Source organism: Pseudomonas atagonensis (assembly GCF_011369485.1).
Classification (GTDB): domain Bacteria; phylum Pseudomonadota; class Gammaproteobacteria; order Pseudomonadales; family Pseudomonadaceae; genus Aquipseudomonas; species Aquipseudomonas atagonensis.
In genome coordinates this window covers 267,525-289,956 of the sequence record NZ_VXCA01000003.1, presented here as the reverse complement: position 1 = coordinate 289,956, position 22,432 = coordinate 267,525, and the positions used below count along the sequence as shown (strand labels likewise).

The 22,432-nt window shown below is 60.5% G+C and carries 18 protein-coding genes; 5 read left to right on the top strand and 13 right to left on the bottom strand.

The annotated features are described in order from the left end of the window. Positions 1–72 precede the first annotated feature (72 nt). Positions 73–1,278, top strand: coding sequence for an acyltransferase family protein (locus tag F2P67_RS02540; protein WP_166216960.1), 1,206 nt, complete (start codon positions 73–75; stop codon positions 1,276–1,278). A gap of 72 nt (positions 1,279–1,350) precedes the next feature. Here F2P67_RS02540 and F2P67_RS02535 read toward each other — a convergent pair whose 3' ends face one another. From F2P67_RS02535 to F2P67_RS02505, 7 genes are all read right to left on the bottom strand, one after another. Further along, on the bottom strand, positions 1,351–2,508 hold the full coding sequence (locus F2P67_RS02535; RefSeq protein WP_166216958.1) for a glutathionylspermidine synthase family protein: 1,158 nt from the start codon (positions 2,506–2,508) through the stop codon (positions 1,351–1,353). A gap of 2 nt (positions 2,509–2,510) precedes the next feature. Then, positions 2,511–3,200, bottom strand: coding sequence for a DUF1190 domain-containing protein (locus tag F2P67_RS02530; protein WP_166216955.1), 690 nt, complete (start codon positions 3,198–3,200; stop codon positions 2,511–2,513). A gap of 18 nt (positions 3,201–3,218) precedes the next feature. Then, positions 3,219–3,644 carry a DUF350 domain-containing protein gene (locus F2P67_RS02525; RefSeq protein WP_016983572.1) on the bottom strand — a complete coding sequence of 142 codons (426 nt, stop codon included), beginning with the start codon at positions 3,642–3,644 and terminating at the stop codon, positions 3,219–3,221. Between the two features lie 14 nt (positions 3,645–3,658). Further along, entirely contained in the window at positions 3,659–4,309 is a 651-nt protein-coding gene (locus F2P67_RS02520; RefSeq protein WP_166216952.1) for a DUF2491 family protein, read from the bottom strand. Between the two features lie 272 nt (positions 4,310–4,581). Further along, positions 4,582–5,280, bottom strand: a complete 699-nt coding sequence (locus F2P67_RS02515) for a PspA/IM30 family protein (RefSeq protein ID WP_166216949.1) — start codon at positions 5,278–5,280, stop codon at positions 4,582–4,584. A 17-nt stretch (positions 5,281–5,297) separates the two neighbouring features. Continuing rightward, positions 5,298–5,879 (bottom strand): YjfI family protein, encoded by a 582-nt coding sequence (locus tag F2P67_RS02510; protein WP_238547068.1) that lies wholly within the window; start codon positions 5,877–5,879, stop codon positions 5,298–5,300. Positions 5,880–6,118: 239 nt separating this feature from the next. Continuing rightward, entirely contained in the window at positions 6,119–6,667 is a 549-nt protein-coding gene (locus F2P67_RS02505; protein ID WP_166216943.1) for a cysteine hydrolase family protein, read from the bottom strand. Positions 6,668–6,768: 101 nt separating this feature from the next. Between F2P67_RS02505 and F2P67_RS02500 the strand changes: the two genes are divergently transcribed. From F2P67_RS02500 to F2P67_RS02490, 3 genes are all read left to right on the top strand, one after another. Beyond that, positions 6,769–7,770, top strand: coding sequence for a GlxA family transcriptional regulator (locus tag F2P67_RS02500; RefSeq protein ID WP_166216940.1), 1,002 nt, complete (start codon positions 6,769–6,771; stop codon positions 7,768–7,770). A gap of 280 nt (positions 7,771–8,050) precedes the next feature. After that, positions 8,051–9,160 carry a DUF3182 family protein gene (locus F2P67_RS02495; protein WP_166216937.1) on the top strand — a complete coding sequence of 370 codons (1,110 nt, stop codon included), beginning with the start codon at positions 8,051–8,053 and terminating at the stop codon, positions 9,158–9,160. After that, entirely contained in the window at positions 9,150–9,908 is a 759-nt protein-coding gene (locus F2P67_RS02490; RefSeq protein WP_166216934.1) for an alpha/beta hydrolase family protein, read from the top strand. Before F2P67_RS02495 ends, F2P67_RS02490 begins: the two co-directional genes overlap by 11 nt. Positions 9,909–10,022: 114 nt before the next feature. Here F2P67_RS02490 and F2P67_RS02485 read toward each other — a convergent pair whose 3' ends face one another. From F2P67_RS02485 to F2P67_RS02465, 5 genes are all read right to left on the bottom strand, one after another. Beyond that, the gene (locus tag F2P67_RS02485; RefSeq protein WP_166216931.1) at positions 10,023–11,009 is read right to left on the bottom strand and encodes a lysylphosphatidylglycerol synthase domain-containing protein; all 987 of its coding nucleotides are present in this window, start codon (positions 11,007–11,009) and stop codon (positions 10,023–10,025) included. Then, on the bottom strand, positions 11,006–12,280 hold the full coding sequence (gene clsB, locus F2P67_RS02480) for a cardiolipin synthase ClsB (RefSeq protein WP_166216928.1): 1,275 nt from the start codon (positions 12,278–12,280) through the stop codon (positions 11,006–11,008). Before clsB ends, F2P67_RS02485 begins: the two co-directional genes overlap by 4 nt. Then, positions 12,277–13,074: an endonuclease/exonuclease/phosphatase family protein gene (locus F2P67_RS02475; RefSeq protein ID WP_166216925.1), complete on the bottom strand. Its 798-nt coding sequence runs from the start codon at positions 13,072–13,074 to the stop codon at positions 12,277–12,279. Before F2P67_RS02475 ends, clsB begins: the two co-directional genes overlap by 4 nt. Next, positions 13,071–13,997: a DUF72 domain-containing protein gene (locus F2P67_RS02470; protein ID WP_166216922.1), complete on the bottom strand. Its 927-nt coding sequence runs from the start codon at positions 13,995–13,997 to the stop codon at positions 13,071–13,073. The genes F2P67_RS02475 and F2P67_RS02470 overlap by 4 nt, the downstream gene beginning before the upstream one ends. 235 nt (positions 13,998–14,232) lie before the next feature. After that, positions 14,233–15,435 carry an MFS transporter gene (locus F2P67_RS02465; RefSeq protein WP_166216919.1) on the bottom strand — a complete coding sequence of 401 codons (1,203 nt, stop codon included), beginning with the start codon at positions 15,433–15,435 and terminating at the stop codon, positions 14,233–14,235. A gap of 355 nt (positions 15,436–15,790) precedes the next feature. On the opposite strand from F2P67_RS02465, the gene F2P67_RS02460 reads away from it, so the two are divergent. Further along, positions 15,791–17,899 carry a mechanosensitive ion channel family protein gene (locus F2P67_RS02460; protein ID WP_166216916.1) on the top strand — a complete coding sequence of 703 codons (2,109 nt, stop codon included), beginning with the start codon at positions 15,791–15,793 and terminating at the stop codon, positions 17,897–17,899. Positions 17,900–18,011: 112 nt separating this feature from the next. On the opposite strand, the gene F2P67_RS02455 is transcribed toward F2P67_RS02460, so the two are convergent. Continuing rightward, complete coding sequence (locus tag F2P67_RS02455) at positions 18,012–22,310, bottom strand: DEAD/DEAH box helicase (RefSeq protein ID WP_166216913.1); 4,299 nt, start codon at positions 22,308–22,310, stop codon at positions 18,012–18,014. Positions 22,311–22,432 lie beyond the last annotated feature (122 nt).

Below are 22,432 nucleotides of genomic sequence, written 5' to 3'. Positions count from 1 at the left end.
TTCAGTCGTTTTTTTTGCAACAGCAGGCTCCCCGGGATTAGGGCTGTTCCATCACAAAAACAAGAGAAAACAATGAGCAGTAGCAAGAACAAGGAAATCGAGTACCTGCGCGGCATGGCCATCCTGATGACAGTGATGGCACACAGCACCCTGTTGCTGCCCTTCCATGCCCCATTCATGTCAAAGCTGCTCAACGTGTTTTCACCCTGGTCAGGGGTGGACCTCTTTTTCTGTATCTCAGGTTATGTGGTCAGCAAGGCCTATCTCGATTATTTCGACAAGAATCGCGAACAGAACCGTTTCGGTTTGGCCGCCACCTCGTTCTGGATTCGCCGAGCTTATCGTTTACTGCCCACTGCGTGGCTATGGGTGCTGATTCCACTGGTGTTCTCGATCGTTTTCAACCAGTCGAATGCCTTCCAGTCGTGGTTCGACAATTTGCGCAGTTTCACTGCTGTCGCCACGTTCTCCGGCAATCTGGCAAACCAGTACGGCGTACTGCTGGGGCCGAACTCGGTTTACTGGAGTCTGGCGCTGGAGGAGCAATTCTACTTTATCTTCCCGTTGTTCCTGCTGTTGATCACCTCTACGCGCTGGCGGGTGATCGTCTTGATCGCGCTGATTGCCGTGCAATTCCCTCTTGATCGCAATGGCTTTGGTACACCACCTGCGCCCATGCTTTTTTCGTTCCGTCTGGACGCGATGATGTGGGGCATTCTGTTGTGCCTGTTCACACGCACATCCTTGTACAAGGATATTGAGCCTGTGGCGCTGTCTGGCAGCCTGTTCAAGCGGCTGGGCATCACGCTGTTTCTGCTTTACATGCTCGGCGCCATCGCCGGCCAAATGATCGGTGTGCCAATCGCAGTCGGGCTGATTGCGGTGACTGCGTTAATTCTGGTCTGGCTCTCCAGTTATCAAAAAGGCTACATCTACTGCCCGGCGATCTTGAGCGGACTTGGGCAATGGCTGGGGTCGCGATCCTATGCCTTGTATGTCATACACATGTTCGCCTACCACTTGAGTACCGAAATCTGGAGCCGAGTGGCCAGTGAACGGGGTGTGCCACTGGGGGCTGAGTTCACCGTGGAATTGTTGCTCACCTCGTTTGCGATCATGGTGATCTGCAGCGAGTTGAACTATCGCTTTGTCGAAATGCCACTGCGCCGGCGCGGGGCAGAGATCTCGCGACGCAGGATGGCCGGTATCTCGACGTCGGAAACGGCCCAGGACAAGCTCGCAACGGACACTCCGACTCGCTCGACTGAGCTGTCTTAACCACAGCAGCGGAAAAAACCGTAGCGCGGGAGCGCTACGGTTTTTTTGTTGCTGAAAATTGACGCGTTCGCTTCAGTCGAGAATCAGGTGTGGCAAAAACCGGCTGGAATCCTTGGTGATCAGACTGTTGTCCTCACGCACGCCAATCCCGGCTGCCTGATCGCCGATCACCCACGAGCCGATCAGCGTGTAGCTGTCGCCAAACTTCGGCAGTGGTGCAAACTCCTGGAGGATGAACGGCGCATCGGTGTAAGGCCCGCCTTCTTTGACGATCAACCCTTCAGCGGTCTGCAGTTCGATGTTGGCGCCTTCCCGTGAAAAGTACGGTTTACGCACCCAGCCCCTGGGTACGGAGCTGGACGGATTCGGATCGAGATGCGCCGCGAGCAGATTCGGATGGCCCTTGTGCAATTCCCACAGCAGCGGCAGCGCGCCTTTGTTCGACAGGATCGCTTTCCACGCCGGTTCAAAAAACTGCGTGTCGCCTTCGGCAATCGCTGCACCGAACGGTTCGTGGAAGATGAACTCCCAGGCATGCAGTTTGAACAGGTGCGGGATCCAGCGATCTTCAAGATCGACGAAACGACCTTCAGCCGTCAGGCCGATGTCTTCGATGTCGATGTGCCGCGATTCGATGCCGACTTTTTCCGCGATCAGGCGCAAGTAATCGGTGGTGCCTTTGTCCTCGACCGAGTCCTTCATCGAGGCGAAATAGAATGGCCGCTTGAGCTGTAGCTCGGCGAAAGCCTGATGCAGTTTGGTGTCGATGCTATTGAACTGGTCGGCATGGCGCGGCAGCGTTCCGCGTTCGATGCATTGTTCCAGCCAGCCCCATTGAAACGCCGCCGCTTCGTAGAGGCTGGTCGGCGTGTCGTAATTGAGCTCCAGTAATTTCGCCGGGCCGTTGCCGCTGTAGGAAAAGTCCATGCGCCCATACAGATGCGGATGACCTTCCCGCCAGGACGTGCGGATCATGTCGTAGTACGGCGCCGGAATGCTCAGGCGATCCATCAGCTCTTCGCTGCATACCACGCGGTCGACCAGATCCATGCACATCTCGTGCAGCTCGGTGGTCGGATCCTCGAGATCGTTTTCGATCTGCGCGAGCGTGAACTGGTAGTACGCGCTTTCGTCCCAGTACGGTTCGTCATCGATGGTGTGAAACAGGAAGCCGAGGCTTTCGGCCGTCTGTTTCCAGTCAGGGCGTTCGGCGCAGAGGATTTTCTTCATGGTCAGCTGCTCGAACGACCGGAACTGCTGCCCCATCCACCCCAACCGCTACGGGCGCTGGACTGACTGCCGAAGCCACCGCGGGACGTCGACGAGGCCACGTTCACCGGTTTGCTTTTGCTGCTCTCGTAATCCGGTTGACTGCGCGGCGCACTCTCGATTTTGCGGTACTGGGTCGAGGTGTTGTAGGTCTGGCGAGTATCGCGATCACGGTAAACCGTGCGGTTGGCGTTGTTGCTCATCGCATTGCCGATCAGCCAGCCAGTCAACCAGCCGTTACCGCCGCCACTCGACGTGTGGGAGGTGCTTTGTACATTCTGTGCGGCTGTCGCGTCGCCTGCCGGCATCTGCGCATTGGCGATGGCGTCGAGATTCTGCGTGGTTTCACCGTTCTGCGGCACTTTGAAACCGCTGAGTTTTGGCACAAAACGGCCGTCGGAATTTTTCTGACACCAGTCGGCGGCAAAGTCTGCATCGCACTTGGCCTTGTCGTCATACGCCGGAGCGATGCGTCGATGTTCGGTCAGTGCCGCGACGTAGGCATTCGAGCAGATATCGGCGGCCACTTCGGCATCGACGCACTGTTCAACGCTCTGGAAGTTGCGTGGCTGATCCACCGCTGCCGCTTCGCCGGAGATGGCCATGGCCACCGAGGCGGCGAGGGACAACTGAACGTATTTGCTTCGTTTCATCTAAAGGCTTCCTGCCGATCAGTTGGACGGTGTCATGCACGCAGCGTTGAGCATACCGACGCTGATCGCGACCGCTGCGACGTAAATGCCGGAAGCGATTTCACCGTTGGCGATGCGCTGGGACGTGCCTTTGAGCACCAGACCGGTAGCGAGGAACGCCAACAATTGCACAACCGCAGCAATCACCGCCCAGAGTACGAAGTCGAGGACGTTGACCGAGAAAGCGATCACGTTGCTCGCCGGAATGGCGAAACCGATGATCGCACCGGCCAGGGCAATCGCGGCGGCGACGTTGCCCGAGCGGATCAGCTCGAACTCCTTGTGCGGGGTGATGCGCGTGTAGACGAACTGAAACAGCATGAACAGCAATACAGCGCCGATCAGGTAAACAACGAAACCGACCAGCGCGGTCTTGTTCAGGGAAACGGCCAGCACTTCCAGCATGAAAAACTTCCTTTTTAAATGGTGCTCAGATCAGTCGTGTACAACGAAATGCCCAGCGAGGTGCTCAGGCTGACGGTGCCTTCTTCGTCCTGTTCGACGGAGAACAGCAGCAGCTCGCGGCGATCGGTCAGGCCGGTCTCGCGGGCGTAAAGCATTGAATGGTGTTCGATGGTGTAAGACTCTTCCGGGTTGACCACTTGCTCGGTCATCGGCACCAGCTCGGTCTGGCCTTGCTCGGTGCCCCACTCGCGGGTGTATTTGACACCTTCATGGGAGTAGGTCGGCAGGCCGATCAAACTGTTGGGGCCAGCCAGGCGCTGCAGTTCGGCGTCACTGTTGACGGTCACGTAACTGAGGTAGTTGAACAGCGTGACCGATTCAACCTGGTCGTCGCCAGTGACGTGGATTTGTACCCAGAAATCCTCATCGTTCATGTAGTAGCGGTGCAGTTTGTTGGATTGGCCAAGGTCGACCCAGCCAGCGCTCCAGATCGCTTGATCGAACGGCACCCGCACCGTTGTCGAACCGTCGAGCAGCAAGCCCAGCGTCGAGTCGAACCTGACGGCTTTGCCTTGCGCCATCCCGAGTGGGCCACTTGCAACGGTCGGCGTTGGCGCAGCGGTCTGCCAGTTGCTGGTGCCCAGCAAATCTTTAAACCATCCCATGGGTACGTTCCTTGAAGCGGGTGGAGGTGTTCGTCGGCGAAAAAAGCGTGGCTAGTGTACCGGTCTGAACGATCAACGACACGCCACAAACCATGTGGGAGCGGGCTCTGTGGCGAGGGGATTTATCCCCGTTGGGCAGCGTAGCTGCCCCAAAATCATCGCATGCGGTGTGCCTGGTTTCCGCATCTGTCGATTTTGGGGCTACTGCGTAGCCCAGCGGGGATAAATCCCCTCGCCACAAAAGCCCGCTCCCACAGGTTTTGTGTGAACGCTTACTGAGCGGACTTCTGCTTCAGACGCTCCAGAATCGCATTGGCGCTGCCTTCGTTCGGCGTGATGCCGGCGTCGCGCAGTTTGCGTTCCAGGTCGTTGCCGCTCGAAGCATCGGCCAGTTCGTCCTGGGCGTTGAGCTCGGCAGCGCGTTGCTTTTGCTTTTCCTGCAGACGGTTCAGCGTACCGACCGCTGTCTCCAGTTTGCCGTTGGCGCCGCCGCTGGCAATGGAAGCGCTGACCTGGGCTTTTTGCACGCTGTCGCGGGCCTTGGCCATGTCCACTTGCTGGCGCAGGCTTTTGATCCGCGCTTCGGCCTTGTTGATGTCTTTGCGCATGTTTTCAGCGTAGGTGCCGAATTCGTCGCTCTGGGCTTTTTCAGCGGTGAGGTCGTTGGTCAGGGTCGAAATCGCTTCGGCCACTTCCATCGCCAGGTCTTCACGACCAGCGTTCAGGGCGGCAACCGCCTTGGCTTCCAGATCCTTGATCTTGGCGTCGTACTCGCTGACGCGGTCGGCGGACAGTTTGTGCTTGGCCATGATGGTGACCAGTTCGCGACGGGCGTTCGACAGCGCGGTGTCGGCGTCGCGGATTTCCTGATCGAGGATGCGCAGGGCTTGTTGATCGACGATGGCTTCGCCGACTTCATTGGCGCCGCCGCGCAGTGCGGTGAACAACTTGCTCCAGATGGACTGAGTCATTGGATATTCCCTGTTGATTACTTGAAGAAGTGTTCGAAGGCTTCGCTCGCGCGCTGCACGTTATCGACCAGGGTTTTCACCTCGGTGACGACGTTGGTCAGGCTCGAGTCGGCGCTGAGGGCGCCAAACATGTTGTAAACGGTCTGGCCGTTGGGCATCGACTCGATGCCGATCGACGACAGCGGGAACATTTCCCGGCTGCGCAGTACGGCGTCGTTGAAGGCGCGCACGTCGGTGATCGAATCGATGTCGACCAGCACGGTGTCGACGATGATTTGTGCGCCGGCCAGGGCGATGTGAATCGGCAGGCCGCCGAATTCGTTCATTTCCAGCTTGATGCTGGGTTCGGAGCTCTGGATCAGAGACAGCGTGATCTCTTGCGAAGCCACCTCGTCCAGTGCCTTGAGGGCGTTGAAGAGGCTATCGATGTTCCAGTTGTTGCCTGCGCTCATGTAATTCTCCGACATGAAAGAGCCAGCCAGAATCGGTTGGCGTAGCTGTTGCTCCATTTGCTTGAGCAAGCTTCGGTTTTCCGGAAGCACCCAAGTTTCGTGTTTCACATATCCGGCGGCAGCCAGGCCCGCGCGCATCTGTTTCATGTAAAAACTCGACGGCTTTTTCGCGGACGGTTTCGAGCGCTCTCCCTTTGGGCTCTCTGACGCAACGTTGGGGGAGCGGCTTTTCATGGCAATGACTCCGTTATGAACATCTCACGCGTGGGCCACACTACAACCAATTCAAAGTGCCATCAATGACTCACGCGTGAGATTTTTTCGTGCCCATGAAAAAGGCCCGCAACGTCGCGGGCCGATGGTTTTCCAAGGTGTTTCCCGATGCGTCAGCGTGTGAGGAATTCGTCCGTGGACACCACGCTGGCGTAGGCGAAGCCCAGTGCGGACATGAATGCAGCGTGAACATGAGCGGCCGGTACGGTCAGGCCATTGAATTCCAGATCACGGCTGGCGCAGGCATCGTGAATCACTGTGACGGCATAACCCAGATCGGCCGCCGCGCGGGTAATGCCGTCGACGCACATGTGGCTCATGCTGCCGACCACCACCAATTCCTTGATGCCTTGCTCATCAAGGATCGATTGCAATTCGGTTTCTCGGAACGAATTGACGAAATGCTTGAGAACCACAGGTTCGTCGGCGCGGTTGAGTACCTTCGGATGCAGCTTGGCGCCGTCGGAACCGGGGGTGAAAAACGGCGCATCCGCCGAGGTGAATTCATGGCGGATATGCACCACCGATTCACCCGTTTCACGGAAGGCCGCGATCAACCGGGCGGCGTTGTCGGCAGCGGCGTCGGCACCGGCCAGCGGCCACTTGCCTTGGGGGAAGTAGTCGTTCTGGATATCGACTACGATGAGCGCTTGCTTGGCCATGGGTGTGTCCTCGATGGATTGGCTGGAAGTGGCTTCAGTATTGACGCTGCCCGGCGATGTGAGGATTGGCCGCACCGACAATAGACAGGGGAAAACTGACAATGGGCGCAGAAACAGCGGCCACCGTTGAACTCGGTGTGTTGATTTACCCCGGTGCGCAGATGGCCGCGGTGCATGGTCTGACCGACCTGTTTGCGGTGGCCAACCGCATCGCCGCCGAGCATCAGGCCGCGCGCTTGCCGGTTCTGCGGGTCAGTCATTGGCAGGTTGAAGGCGATCAACCGCCAGCGCGGATTTATGCCAGTTCGGCGGGCGCCGAAAGCGATTTGCTGGCGGTGTTGATTCCACCGTCCATTGGTGGCTTTTCTGCAGCGCAAATGCCTGCCCGCCTGGCGCAATGGCTGCGTGATCAGCATGCTCGCGGTGCGACTCTTGGCGGCGTTTGCATGGGGTCGCTGCTGCTGGCCGAAAGTGGTCTGCTCGATGGCCGCAGCGCCACCACGCACTGGACGTCGGCCAAGGCCTTCGCCGAGCAATACCCGAAGATCAAACTCAAGGCAGATACGCCGATTGTCGATGACGGCGACCTGATCACCACGGCTGGACTGATGGCCTGGTCAGAGCTGGGGTTGCGTCTGGTCGACCGTCTACTGGGGCCGAGCATCGCCACCGGCACCGCGCGATTTCTGGTGGTGGAACACAGCGACAGCGCCAGTGCCTGCGGCAGTAATTTCGCGCCGATTCTCGGGCATGGTGACGCCGCGATTCTCAAGGTTCAGCACTGGTTGCAAAGTACCGGCGCAACCGATGTCTCACTGACCGCAATGGCTGAGCGAGCAGGACTGGAAGAACGCACATTTCTGCGCAGATTTCGCGCGGCGACCGGGTTGAAACCGACCGAGTATTGCCAGCACCTGCGGGTGGGCAAGGCGCGGGAAATGCTCGAGTTCACCAACGGCACTATCGACCACATCGCGTGGAGTGTGGGGTATCAGGACCCGGGGGCATTTCGCGCGATCTTCAAGAAAGTCACGGGGCTTGCACCCAGTGATTACCGAAGCCGGTTTGGCGTGAGCCCGCTCGGGAAAACACCGATTACTTGAGTGGGAGGGGGCTCGCTCCCGAAGAGGCTATCTCAGTCAATATAGATGTCGACTGATACACCGCTTTCGGGAGCAAGCCCCCTCCCACAAAAGCATTATATGAGGCCGGGATCGTGCAATTTGCCGTAGGTTTGCGGGCCGTCGTGCAGATTGAAACAGGCGTGATGCCAGCACGATTTCGGCAAGTTTCTGATTCGCCGAAGTTTTTCCCGCCGCGCCTGTTGGCCTGATCTCTGCACCTTTCATCGCTACAGTCATCGAACCGATGGAAGGGGGACGCATGACCCCGATAGCGAGCAAAAAACTAGTCGTCGCCCATTCGGTGCGCGCCGGCGCACCGCAGCATGAAGTGCAGACCAATAAAGCCCTGGCCCGTTGGCTGGCGCAGATTCTTGGCTGCAAATTCGGCGGCAGTTACGACGCGGATAAGCATCGCGGGCGCGACCTCTATCTGTTGCCGACGCAAACTATCGTCGGCGCCACCCAGGCCCATGCGTTGGGCATCAAAGGCCCGGATGACCTGTGGGGCGGATTCGTCGAGCACGACTTCATCTGCACCAAAGCCATCAGCCACGGTTTACGCAGTCATCTGGCCCACGCACCGAAAGGCTGGTCACCGCTGTTCTGCGAACGAGTGCGCAACGTCGTGCTCGACGGCCTCAGCGTATTTTCGCTGGAGGATGCGCGCCTTGCCGCCGAGCACCTGTTGTACAGCGGCCCGATCCGCATGAAACCGATTCATGCCTGTGCAGGGCGTGGTCAGGAAGTCATCAGAAGCCTCGACGCGTTCGACGAAGTCCTCGCACGGCCCGACAGCGCAAAACAGTTCAGCGCAGGTGTCGTGCTGGAACAGGACTTGAGCGACGTCGTCACCCACAGCGTCGGCCAGTCATTCATCGGCGATAAAGTGCTGAGCTACTGCGGTGATCAATACTTGACCAGGGACGCCCACGGCGAAGAGGTTTATGGCGGTTCGAATCTGCTGGTGGTGCAGGGCGGATACGACGACCTGCTGGCGCTGGATTTGCCCGACGACGTGCGTCTGGCCATTGGGCAAGCGCAGGTTTTCGACAGCGCCGCCGATGAAGCCTACCCGCGCTTCTACGCCTCGCGACGCAATTACGACATCGCCCAGGGCCTGGACAGCAACGGCAAGCCACGCAGTGGTGTGCTTGAGCAGTCGTGGCGCATGGGCGGGGCGAGCAGTGCTGAAGTGGCGGCGTTGCAGAGCTTTCTCAACGATCCGGCAATGCCTGCGATTCGCGTGTCATCAGTGGAAACCTACATCGATCAGCCGTTGCCGGCGGACGCCATCGAGGTGTATCGCGGCCCGGCCGAAAACAGCGACTTCCTCCTCAAATACGTAACGGTCAAATCCTATGACGGCTAGAAGCGAAAGCATTCAAATCGACATTGATGACGAGCAGATGAGCGGGACGTTTCTCAGTCCCAAATCGAAAGTCCCAGGCGTGTTGTTTGTGCATGGCTGGGGCGGCAGTCAAGAGCGCGACCTGGAACGCGCCAAAGGCATCGCCGGTCTCGGATGTGTGTGCCTGACCTTCGACTTGCGCGGGCACACGGGCGGCACTGGTATTCCTCTGAGCCGGGTCACGCGCGAAGACAACCTGCGCGATCTGCTGGCGGCCTACGATCGACTGCTCGCACACCCGGCGCTGGACACCTCGGCCATCGCCGTGGTCGGCACCAGTTACGGTGGTTACCTCGCCTCGATTCTGACGTCGTTGCGTCCGGTGCGCTGGCTGGCGCTGCGCGTGCCGGCGTTGTATCGCGACGAGCAATGGCACACGCCCAAACGCGATCTGGACAAGGCCGACCTGCGTGACTATCGAGCGACACTGGTGCGCGCTGACAGCAATCGTGCACTGCACGCCTGTTCGCAATTCACCGGCGACGTGTTGTTGGTGGAATCGGAAACCGATGACTACGTGCCGCACGCGGCGATCATGAGTTACCGCGCGGCGTGTCAGCAGACGCACTCGCTGACGCACCGGATCATCGATGGTGCCGATCACGCGTTAAGTGACCCGGTTTCGCAGCAGGCTTACACGTCGATTCTGGTGGACTGGATTACCGAAATGGTCGTCGGTGAGCGCTTGAGCATTATCCAGTCTTCATAGGTTGTAGTGGTTTCGCTGACGCCTTGGCGAGCAAGCCGCTCACACTATTTGGAATGCGTTCAACCTGTGGGAGCGGGCTTGCTCGCGAAGAGGGCGGTAGCGTCAACATCGGCATCAGGACGGTTTCTTCTCGATCCGCAACGCTTTGGCCTTGGCTTCGACCACCAGATACATCACCACGGTAATCAGCAGCGGCAACAGAAAATAAATCGCCCGATACGCCAGCAACCCCGCCACCAGACTGCCCCGCGACGCTTCGTGTTGCAGCAGCGCCACGAACACCGCTTCGAGTACGCCAAGGCCCGCGGGAATGTGCGTGATGACGCCGGCAATCGCACTGATCAACAAGACGCCCAGCACCAACGGATAGTCGAGTTTGCTCGGCAACAGCGTGAAGATCACCGCCGCCATCAGCGACCAGTTCAAGGCGCCAAGCAGCAATTGCAGCACCGCCATGCGCACCGACGGCAGATTGATTTCCACCCCGCGAATCGACCATTCACGGCGTCTGGAAAACCGGCACGCCGCCAGATACCCGGCGCTGATCAGCAGTAACAGCACACCGATGCCTTGTAGCGCCGTGGTGCTGATTTTCCAACCCGGCGGCATGCTCACCAGACCACTGCTGAATACCACGCCGGCGATGGTCATGTAGCCGAACCAGTTGGTTGCCAGACTCAGGCCGAGAATCTTGGCGATGTTGCCCTTGCTCACGCCGAGTCGCGAATACAGGCGATAACGCATGGCGATCCCGCCGACCCAGGCGCTGAGATTGAGGTTGAACGCGTAGCTGATGATGCCCACCGGCAGGATCTGTTTCCAGGTCAGATCCTGGCGAATATAGGTGCGGCCGATCAGGTCGAAACTGGCGTAGGTCAGAAAGCTCAGCAGCGTCACGCTGGAGGCGATGATCAGTGTGCGTACTTTGAAGTCGGCGAGGGTTTGCAGCACCTCCGTCCATTCGATGCGCGTGGCGAACATCGTCAGCAACACGATCAGGGCGAGGAAAAACAGCAGCGTCAGCGGGCGTTTCCAGCGGCGCCATTTCGAGTGAGCCGTGGGCGCCGAATGGCTGGCCGGGTGTGCTTCGGTATGGCTCATGAGCGGTCACCTCGGAACGGCTTGAGCCTCGGTTTGTGCGCCGGCAGCCAACCGGCCATCGCCGGAAAATGCCGCAGAAAGTGGAACACCAGAAAGCCCACGGTCATGTGCCAGATACGTCCGCGCGGCGACTTGCCCGCATCCATGGCTTTGCAGTGATTTTCGCTGAGGTCTTCGAGGCGCTGGAACAGTTGCTGGTTGAAGGCGCGGTCACGGATCAGCACGTTGGCTTCGAGGTTCAGCGACAGGCTCAGCGGATCGAGATTGCTCGAGCCGACCGTGCTCCATTCCTCGTCCACCAGCGCGACTTTACCGTGCAACGGGCGCTGGCAATATTCGTGAATCTGCACGCCAGCCTTGAGCAAATAATCGTAGGTCATGCGGGCCGCGAGTTTGGCCACCAGCATGTCTGGCTGCCCCTGCAGAATCAGGCGCACCTCTACGCCACGCCGTGCTGCGTTGCGGATCTCGCGCAGCAAACGGTAGCCGGGGAAGAAGTACGCGTTGGCAATCACCACCCGCCGTTTTGCCCGGCGCAGCACTTGCAAATACACGTCTTCGATATCGGTGGGGTGCCGGTCGTTGTCGCGAAACACCAGTCGCACCTGACCGTCGTGATCGTCGAAGGCCATTTCCGCACGGCGTTGTCGGCGCCGTTGCCACCAGAACCTCGCGCGCCCCGGGCGACCGCTTTGCAGCAGGGCAAAATGATGGATGTCGGCGACCACCGGCCCCTGCACTTCGACTGCGTAATCCTGCTTGGCTTCCGGGCCGAAATCGGCCAGGTGATCGCCGGAAAAGTTGATCCCGCCAATGAACGCGACCAGGCCGTCGACCACGACAATCTTGCGGTGCAGACGGCGGAACCAGTTGGTGCGAAAGCCCAGGTGTTTCGGCGCCGGATCGAACATTTGCAGATGCACGCCGGCGGCGCTCAGCGCCGTCAGATAGCCGGTGCTCAACTCGCCACAGCCGAACCCGTCAAGACTGACCGTGGTGCGCACACCCCGCTGCGCGGCGTCGATCAGAATCTGCTGCAACTCGAGGCCGACCTTGTCTTCGAAGACGATGAAGGTTTCCAGGAGAATTTCACTTTTCGCCGCGCGCATCGCGGCGAACACTCGAGGGAAATATGCCTCACCGTTTTCCAGTAACTCGACACGGTTGTTGCCCTGCCAACGGTACTCGACATCGACGGGGCCGGGTTCGCGTATCGGCGGGGTGATGCTGATCGGTTCCACGGCGGATTTCTCCAGCGGCGCACTGCTCATAGTTCGATCTCCACCGATAACGGTGCGTGGTCAGAAAGGTGGGACCAGGGCCGATTCGCCAACACTTTTGGCTGACGGGCCTTGAGGTTGCGCACGTAGATGCGGTCGAGCCGCAGCGTCGGCAGGCGCGCGGGAAAACTGCGCGCCGGTTTGCCCTGATGCTCGGCGAACACTTCGCGCAGTCCGCAGGGTTTGAGTTGCGCATCGGCGCGCTGGCGCCAGTCATTGAAGTCGCCGGCGACGATCACCGGCGCGTCATCCGGCAGTTCGGCCAGGCGCTGCATCAACAGGTCAAGTTGTGCATTGCGATGGCTTTCGCGCAGCCCCAGATGCACGCAGATCGCATGCACTTCGACGCCGTCGCCCGGCAAGCGCAGTACGCAATGCAGCAGACCGCGGTTCTCGTGGCCACTGATCGACACGTCGAGATTGTCGTGACGAATAATCTGGAATTTCGACAGCAACGCATTGCCGTGATCGCCCTCCGGGTACACCGCGTTGCGTCCGTAGGCGAACTGCGGCCAGAGGCTGTCGGCGAGGAATTCGTATTGCGGCATCTTCGGCCAGTTGTCGTAACGCTGGGGATGGTGCTCGTGGGTGCCGTGGACTTCCTGCAGAAACACCACGTCGGCCGCGACACTGCGCACCGCTTCACGTAGTTCCGGCAGGATGAAACGCCGGTTGAGCGCGGTGAAACCCTTGTGGGTGTTGACCGTCAGCACGGTGAAAGTGCGCACGGATGAGGCGACTTCGGCGCCTTCATCGGTAAAGCCGACCGGCTCTGGAATGCTCATGCCAGCACCCCTTCGCCAGCGGGTTCGCCGGGGATGGTGGCGAGGTGTTGATCAAGGCCAAAACGCTGCAGCAGATCGCGGGCGTCGAAGGGCGCGCGGACTTTGATGTCGTTGTCGAAATAGCAGAACACCTCACGGGACTTTCGCGCCCGGGGCTTCACGCGAGGGGCGATCAAGTGCGCGTCTTTCGGTTGCTGGCCGTGGTGCCAGGCGTCGATCCGTTCTGCCCAGCGTTTGAGCGCTGGCGCGGTATAACCGCTGGCGTAGAGTTCTTCGGCGCCGTGCAGGCGCAGGTAAACGAAGTCGCTGGTGAGGTCTTCGCGATACGGCCATTTGCCGGCGGTGTCGGCGATTACCAGTGCAGTGTTGTGGCGTTTCAGCAAGCGCACGAAGTCAGGGTCGATGAAACTGTCGTTGCGGATTTCCACGGCGTGGCGCAGTGGTTTCTTGCCGTACGCCTTCAGGCTGGCGTGACCGTGCAGGTGAGAGTCGTGCTGACGGGCGAGGGCGGCGGCCGCTTCTGTGTTGTGGGGCAGCAGAGCGAGGAAATGTTCGAAGCGTTCGGCGTCGAATTTGAAGTTGGGCGGAAATTGCCAAAGGATCGGGCCAAGTTTTTCCTTGAGTTCCAGCACCCCCGAGGCGAAGAAATTCGCCAGCGGTTTTTCGATCTCGCGCAAGCGACGAATGTGGGTGATGAAACGCGGCGCCTTGACGCTGAAAACGAAGTCGTCTGGCGTCTCCGTGTACCACTGGGCATAGCGTTCGGGCCGTTGCAGGGCGTAGAACGATCCATTGATTTCGATGCTGTTGACTGCCCGCGAAGCGAACTGCAATTCGCGCTTCTGCGCCAGTCCTTTCGGGTAGAAATCCCCGCGCCACGGGGCGTAGCGCCAGCCAGAAATACCGATATGAATCGTTGCCATGCCGCCCTCCCGTCGAAAACCCTCGTGTTGCCGCTGTCTTTTGATGACTGCGCGCGGTTCGGGAAAGTTTCGACGGCATTACGGACGGTACATTCTTGAAAACAGCACAACCAATGTGGGAGGGGGCTTGCTCCCGAAGGCGGGGTATCAGTCGCCATTGATGCAAACTGACCCACTGCTTTCGGGAGCAAGCCCCCTCCCACAAGATCCCCCTCGACAAGGGATTTGTTTTGGATCAGTGCCCGGCGGCGACGCGTGAGGTGCTTTCGGCGTAGGTCGGGCCGAGGCGATCCAGACGTCCGCTCCATGCGGTCAGCGCCAACGCCACCAGCACCACCAGACCACCGATCCACGCCGTGTGAATCAGGCCGATGTGCTCGACGATCAAACCGCCACCCCACGCACCACCGGCAATCCCCAGGTTGAACGCGGCAATGTTCAGTCCCGAGGCCACGTCCACCGCATGCGGCGTGTGGTGTTCGGCCTGACGCACGACGTACACCTGCAACCCCGGCACGTTGCCGAACGCGACGGCACCCCAGACCAGCACCGTGGCCAAGGCCAGCCATGGATTGCCGGCGGTGAAGGTGAGCACGAACAGCACGGCAGCGAGCAGGGCGAAGATGATTTTCAGCGCACTGATCGGCCCGCGTTTGTCGGCCAGTTTGCCGCCCCAGATATTGCCGATCGCAACCGACACCCCGTAGACCAGCAGCACCAGGCTGACGGTGCTGGCGCTGAAACCGGAAATGTCTTGAAGGATCGGCGCCAGAAAAGTGAAGGCAATGAACGAGCCGCCGTAACCGATGGCCGTCATCGCATACACCAGCAGCAGGCGCGGCTGTTTCAGCACCTGCAACTGTTGCAGCAGCGACGCCGGTTTACTGTGGGCGATGTTGTTCGGCACATAAATCAGGCTGCCGATGAACGCGATCACACCCAGCGCCGATACCGCGAGGAAGGTTTCCCGCCAGCCGAAGTGCTGACCGATGAACGTGCCCAGTGGCACCCCGGTCACCAGTGCGACGGTCAGGCCGGTGAACATGATCGCAATCGCGCTGGCGGCTTTTTCTTTCGGCACCAGACTGGTGGCGATGGTCGAACCGATGGAAAAGAACACGCCGTGGGCGAGACCGGTGACGATCCGTGCCAGCACCAGCGATTCATAGCTCGGCGCCAGCCAGGCCAACAGGTTACCGAGGGTGAACAGCACCATCAGCGACAGCAGCAACAGTTTGCGCGGGACTTTGCCGGTGAGCGCGGTCAGCACCGGCGCGCCGATGGCCACGCCCAGTGCATACAGGCTGACCAGCAGGCCGGCGGAGGGAAGGCTGACGCCGAGATCGGCGCCGATGGTCGGCAACAGGCCAACGATGACGAACTCGGTCGTCCCGATGGCAAAAGCGCTGAGGGTCAGCGCGAGCAAGGCAATGGGCATGAAGGCACTCCGGTAGAGGTTGGGATGGAGCGCAGTGTCGGGGTTCGGGTTGTGCGGAAAAATAGAGGGATTGGCATTTGATATTTGTCTTGAGCGCAAAGATCAAAAGCATTCCCCCTCACCCCAACACTCCCGAAACGTCGGACCGCCCCCAAGGGGGGAGGGGCAAAGGGAGCTGATTTTCAGTGTTTTCAAGATTTGAGTTCAACGCAGGACTTTCAGGTTGCTGTACTTCCAGCATGCAACCCGGTCGGCGCCCTCTCCCTCCGGGAGAGGGCTGGGGTGAGGGGCTCTTGAACTTGCCAGCCAATTCTCGATCAGTTCCTTACAGGTTCAGCCACGGGAGTCCGGAGTTTTGATCAAGTTCAGGATCGCCATTCTGCTGGGAGCACTGCTGTTTCTCGGCGCCAACGAACTCGAAGCCGCCACGTTGCCGGGCGTTCCGGCCGCTGCAGAAGAGCCGGCCAAGCCCGAGCCGATTGTGCAGGGCGGCCTGCTCGGTGCGATCAGTTCGAGCATCGATGACGTGCAGGACAAACTCGATCTCAACGAACATCTGGTCGACGCCTGGCGCCTGCGTGCCGATCGCGCGGCAGATGAAGTCGACAAACTGGTCAACCAGCCGTCGAACCGTTCGGGCTGGAGCGTGGCCGGTGATTTCCTGACGTTGTCCGGCACCTGGCTCGGCAGTTTTGCGCTGTTGACCGTACTCGGCAGCCTGTTGACCAAACGCCTGCGCGAAGGCCGCTGGCTGCGTACGCGCCAGCGCAGTCAGGATCTGCTCGGCTACCTGCTGCCCTACACGGTGCCGGCGCTGATCTGCCTGCCGCTGACCCTGTACGTCAGCCATTTTCTGCAAGCGTCGGTGGGGCGTGCGCTGGCGTTGTGTCTGGCCTACGCCACCAGCAGCGGGATCTTTTCCACCTCGATGTTGTTGTGTGTGGTGGTGATGTTCAACATCGGCCACAAACGCCAAGCCGCGCGCATCATCCGCAGTTATTGTCCGCGACCGCTGTTTCTGATCGGTTTCCTCGCCGCCCTCAGCGATGCGCTGACCAGCCCGCAGATCGCCCGACAATTGGGCGGCAACATCACCAGCAGCGTTGCGGTGTGCACCGGACTGATCGCTTCGATCATCTTCGGTTTGCTGGTGATTCGCCTGCGTCGTCCCGTGGCGCATCTGATCCGTAACCGCCCGTTGGCGCAACGCCTGAAGCAGCCTTCATTACAGGAGTCGCTGCGAATTTTTTCCGGGCTGTGGTATTGGCCCATTGTGTTGATGGTGTTGGTCTCGGCAGTCAATCTGATCGGCATCGGCGAGGACAATCAGAAGGCTCTGCGCTGCGCGTTGTTCACCACGGTGCTGTTGATCGGCACGGTGTTCCTCAGCACCATCCTGCAACACCTGTTCAAGTCGCGAAAAGCCGAGGCGATCCAGCGCAGCAGCGCCTACAAGGAGCGTTTCCTCAGCCTGTTGCACGCGTTGCTGCGGATCGTCATTGCGATTGCTTTCATCGATATCCTCGGGCGGATCTGGGGCGTGTCGCTGCTCGATTTCGCCCAGAGCAGCACGGTCGGCCGGGCGATCAGCAATGCGCTGAGCAGCATCGGCCTGATCTTTCTGGTGACGTGGTTGCTGTGGGTGGTGCTCGACACGGCGATTCAGGAAGCCCTGAAACCTCCGCTCAGCAAACGCGCGGCGCGCCAGCCCAGCACTCGGGTAAAAACCATCCTGCCGTTGCTGCGCAATGCGATCAAAATCATCCTCGTGGTGATCTGCGCGATCACTACCATGGCCAACCTGGGGATCAACGTCGCGCCGCTGCTGGCCGGTGCCGGGGTGGTCGGTCTGGCCATCGGTTTCGGTTCGCAGCAACTGGTGCAGGACGTGATTACCGGGCTGTTCATCATCATCGAAGACACCTTGTCGATTGGCGATTGGGTGGTGCTCGATTCCGGGCATGCCGGCACGGTGGAAGGGTTGACCATCCGCACCCTGCGGCTGCGCGACGGCAAGGGCTTTGTGCATTCGGTGCCGTTCGGGCAGATAAAGGCTGTCACCAACCAGTCGCGGCAATTCGCTTATGCGTTTTTCTCGGTGCAGTTCACCTATGACACGGATGTCGACAAGGCCATCGAGCTGATTCGCGAGACCGGCGATTCGATCCGCGAAGACCCGTTCCTCAAGTACAACCTGCAAGGGCCGCTGGATGTATTTGGCGTGGACAGGATGGATTTGAACGGCGTGGTGCTGACGGCGCAATTTCGCACGGTGTCGGGCGGGCAATATGCGGTCAGTCGTGCATTCAATCAGCGCTTGAAGAAGCTTGTGGATAACAGCCCGGCGGTGCACTTCGCGCAGACTTATCCACAGCAGGTTTTGTTACCGAAAAGGCAGCAGGCGGAGGATGTAGATCCGGAGCATCCGTCAGTGGTGTTGCCGCAGCAATCGCCCACTTCATAGGCGTTCTTGTGGTGGGTTGGCCGGCCTCTGCGCGGGCAAGCCCGCTCCCACAGAGGAACGCGATCAACCTGTGGGAGCGGGCTTGCTCGCGAAGGGGCCATACCTGGCGACATCAATGCCGGATCAGTTTGTTGCGCATCTGTTCCATCGAGATCTGATCCAGCTCCAGCCAGATCTGCTGCTTGCCGGCAATCACCGCTGCCGCCGGCAAACCATCCCGATACACCAGTCGATTGCTCGCCAGTGCCGGCACTTTCGCTCCCGGCAACAACGTCCCGGCCAGATTCAGCGGATCAACCCCGCACACCGCAATCAGACTGCCGTCATGCGGTCGCCGCCGCACTTCACGCAGCAATGGAATCGCTTCAGGCAAGGCAAACTGCTCCCCGGCCAAGCCACTGACAAACCGCCCACCCCGAATCTCGCCACGTGCTTCTAGTCGGTGAAACGTGCGCAGCAACTCACGCCAACTCGGCAACCAATCGGCCTCACGCTCCAGCAGGCGCCAGAACACCACGCCGTAGCGGCGCAGCAAGGTCATCGCGACATGTTCCAGCGTCTCGACGGAGAGATTTGGCTGATCAGTCACTGGCCCGCGCCGCAGCAACGCCCAGCGCCCGGCGTCGTCCATGCCGCCGACAAACGCGCCGCGTCCGCGCCGACTGCTGCGTTGCTGGCGCTTGCTTGCCGGGGTGATCAACGCACGCAGTCCGGCAAAGCTGTCAGCGTTCACCAGACCGGCGCCGACCAGCTCCTGCAAGGCGATCTCCAGTTCACTGCGCAGCAGATGCGCCTCATGAATCAGCTCATCAAAAAACAGTGCGCCGTGCTGACTCAATGCCTCGAACACTTTCTGTGATTTTGGCGACAGTTCGCTGACCGGCGTCTGTTCGGCCAACCCGCTCCACACCCCGACCTGACTGCGCGGCAGCAGCACAATCGGCGTACTGCGCAACGCCGTGCCGCTGATTTTTTGTCGTGCGCTGAGGCGCGTCCACACCAGTTTGCCGCTGCGGCACAAGTCATCCAGCCAGCTCGACGAATAGTCCTTGAGGCGGGCCGGAAGAATGTCGCTGTCCCAAGCCGAAGCGGCGGCCGCGTAGCCTTCGAACTGGCCGACAATCGCTGGCAACACGGCGCTGCCCTGACCGCGACTCGATGGCGACAGATGCTGCCAGTCGAACAGAAACCGCATGAAATCCTGCAACGCCACCGGTTCGATTTCCCGGCGCAGGCGCTTGACCGTGTAGCGATGAATGCGCGCCAGCAGGTGCCGTTCGCACCATTGCTCCTCGGTCGTGCCCGGCGTGAACCGGCCGCGCAGGACATAACCTTCGCGCTCCAGTTGCGCGAGAGCCTGATTGACCTGCGTTGTCGGCAACGCGAGCGGATCGGCGATGGCGGGCAACGGCAGCGGGCCGAATGCGCCGAGCCGTGCGCGGATCACTTCGATCAATGCTTCGTCGAACGTCCAGGCTTCATCGAATCCCGGCAACGCCTGCACCTCGGATTGCAGAGTGGCTTGTGGATAAAGCGCTTGCAGGCAGGTCAGGCGTTCCCGGGCCAGCCATAAACAATGCTCGGTATCGATTCGCAATCGGCAGGCGCGACCATTATGGGACAGGGTTTTCAGCCACTCATGCCAACCGTCGTTCGCTCGAACTTCTTGTTCGCTGATGCACGCGAGGCTCATCAGTGCTTCATGCATTTCATCGACATTGCCCGGCGTCGGCCAGGCTTCTTCACGCACCGCGTTGATCGCGTCGGCATCCAGCGCGCCGAGGTCATCGGTCGATTGCGGATCGCTCCAGCGCCGGTTGATCACCGCCTGGGTGCGGCGTTCTTCAAGCGGCGCATCGTCGAGAAAGGTGTAGGGGCGGGCGCTGAGGATTTCCGCCGCCAGTGGTGACGGCGCCGGCAGATCGCGGCTGATCAGACGCACTTCGCCACGCTCCATGCGCCGCAACAGATTGAGCCAGCCGTCGCAGTCCATCGCCTCGTGCAGGCAATCGTCGAGGGTTTGCTCGATCAAGGGGTGCTCGGGAATTTCCCGTTCGCCGGCGAGGTTTTCCAGGCAGGCAATCTGGTCGGGGAAAACACTGGCGATGAGATCTTCGCTTTTCATGCGTTGCAGTTGCGGCGCGACTTTGCGCCCGCCGGTAAAGCGTGGCAGCGCCAAGGCGACCCCGGCGTTCCAGCGCCAGCGCACGCCGAACAGCGGCGCATCCAGCACCGCTTGAATCAGGATGTGCTCGGCGTTGTTGCTGTGCAGATAACGCCAGACGTCATCGAGTTCGAAACTGTGGCTGGTGGACAGCGACAGCACAATCGCATCTTCACTGGCCGCCGCCTGCAATTCGAAATTGAACGTGCGGCAGAAGCGCTTGCGCAGGGCCAGACCCCAGGCGCGGTTGATGCGGCTGCCGAACGGCGTATGGATGATCAGTTGGGTGCCGCCGGACTCGTCGAAAAACCGTTCCATCAGCAACGTATCTTGCGAAGGCAGGGCACCGAGGGTCTGACGTGCGCGGGCGAGATATTCGACCAACTGTTCAGCGCTGGCGTGATTGAGGCCGAGGGTTTGCGTCAGCCAGTCGAGCGCCGGCTGCAGATCACCGGGGCTGGCGCCGAGCAACTCGTCGAGCGTCGCTTGCAGGCGCGCCACCGCCGAGGACAGTTCATCGCTGCGCCCCGGTGCCTCGCCGAGCCAGAACGGAATGGTTGGTGGCTGCCCCTGCGCATCTTCGACCCGCACCTTGCCGGTTTCCACCCGCAAGATCCGATAGGAGGTATTGCCGAGCTGGAACACGTCGCCGGCGATGCTTTCCACGGCGAAGTCTTCGTTGACGCTGCCAATGTTCAGGCCTTGCGGTTCAAGCATCACGCTGTAATCGGCGTTGTCCGGAATGGTGCCGCCGCTGGTCACCGCTGTCAGTTGCGCGCCGCGCCGGCCGCGCAAGGTGCGGCTGACGGCATCGCGGTGCAGGTAAGCGCTGCGAATGCCCTGGCGACCGTTGTAGCCTTCGGCGAGCATCGTCAGCAGCGCCTGATAGTGTTTTTCGTCGAGATCGCGATAGGGCGAGGCTTTGCGGAACATCGCCAGCAGCGCGTCTTCCGGCCATTCCTGACAACTCACTTCGGCGATGATCTGCTGCGCGAGCACGTCCAGCGGTGCTTCGGGGATGTGCAGGGTGTCGAGTTCGCCACGGCGCACACAGTCGAGCAGGGCGGCACATTCGATCAGGTCGTCACGGGTGGTGGCGAACAAGCGGCCCTTGGGCGTCCCGCCGACCTGGTGCCCGGAACGCCCGACCCGCTGCAGAAACCCGGCGATGGAGCGGGGCGAGGCGATCTGGCAGACCAGATCGACTTCACCGATATCGATGCCCAGTTCCAGCGACGCAGTGGCGATCAGCACTTGCAGTTCGCCACGCTTGAGCCGTTGTTCGGCATCGAGCCGGAATTCCTTGGCCAGACTGCCGTGGTGCGCCGCCACCGTGTGTTTGCCCAAGCGTTCGCTGAGGTGCCGGCTCAGGCGTTCGGCCAAGCGGCGGGTGTTGACGAAAATCAGGGTCGTGCGGTGTTCGCGGGCCAGTTCGGCGAGGCGGTCATAGACCAACTCCCAGACATCGTTGGCCATGACGGCCGACAGCGGCACCGGAGGAACTTCTATCCCGAGATCCCGTGGGCGCGCGTGGCCGATGTCGATGATTTCGCAGGGACGATCGCTGCCGACGAGGAACTGCGCCACCGCTTCCACCGGTTTCTGCGTGGCGGACAGGCCGATACGGGTCAGCGGCTCGGCGCACAACGCTTGCAGCCGTTCAAGGCTCAGCGCCAGGTGACTGCCGCGCTTGCCGGCCGCCATGGCATGGATTTCATCGATGATCACCGTGCGCGTGGTGCCGAGCATTTTGCGTCCGGATTCGGAGCCGAGCAGCACGTACAGCGATTCCGGGGTCGTCACCAGAATGTGCGGCGCGGTCTTGCGCATGGCGGCGCGATCTTTTTGCGGGGTATCGCCGGTGCGCACGGCGGTGGTGATGTGCAGTTCCGGCAGGCCCATCAGGCGTAACTGCCCGGTGATGCCGGCCAGCGGGTTCTGCAAATTGATGCGGATGTCGTTGGACAGTGCTTTCAGGGGCGAGACGTAGACCACCAGGGTTTCGTGGGGCAGGCCTTCAGGATTTTCCAGGCCACGGTGGACGAGGTCGTCGAGCACCGCGAGGAACGCGGTGAGGGTCTTGCCGGAGCCAGTGGGCGCAGCGATCAGTGTCGAGCGGCGCTGGCGGATCAACGGCCATGCGCGGGCCTGGGCGGCGGTGACCGTCGGGAACGTGCTGTTGAACCAGGCGCTGACGGCGGGGTGAAAGCCTGCCAGGGCTGCGTCCTTGGGGATGGGCAGATTCATGGCTAAGTTATGCGGGTGGTCATCAGAAGATGCAAGTCTGTGTGGCTGATCGGTTATCCCTGTACAAAAGTCAGGATCTACACTTTACGGATGACGGTTGCGCACTAAACCCGCAAAATGCA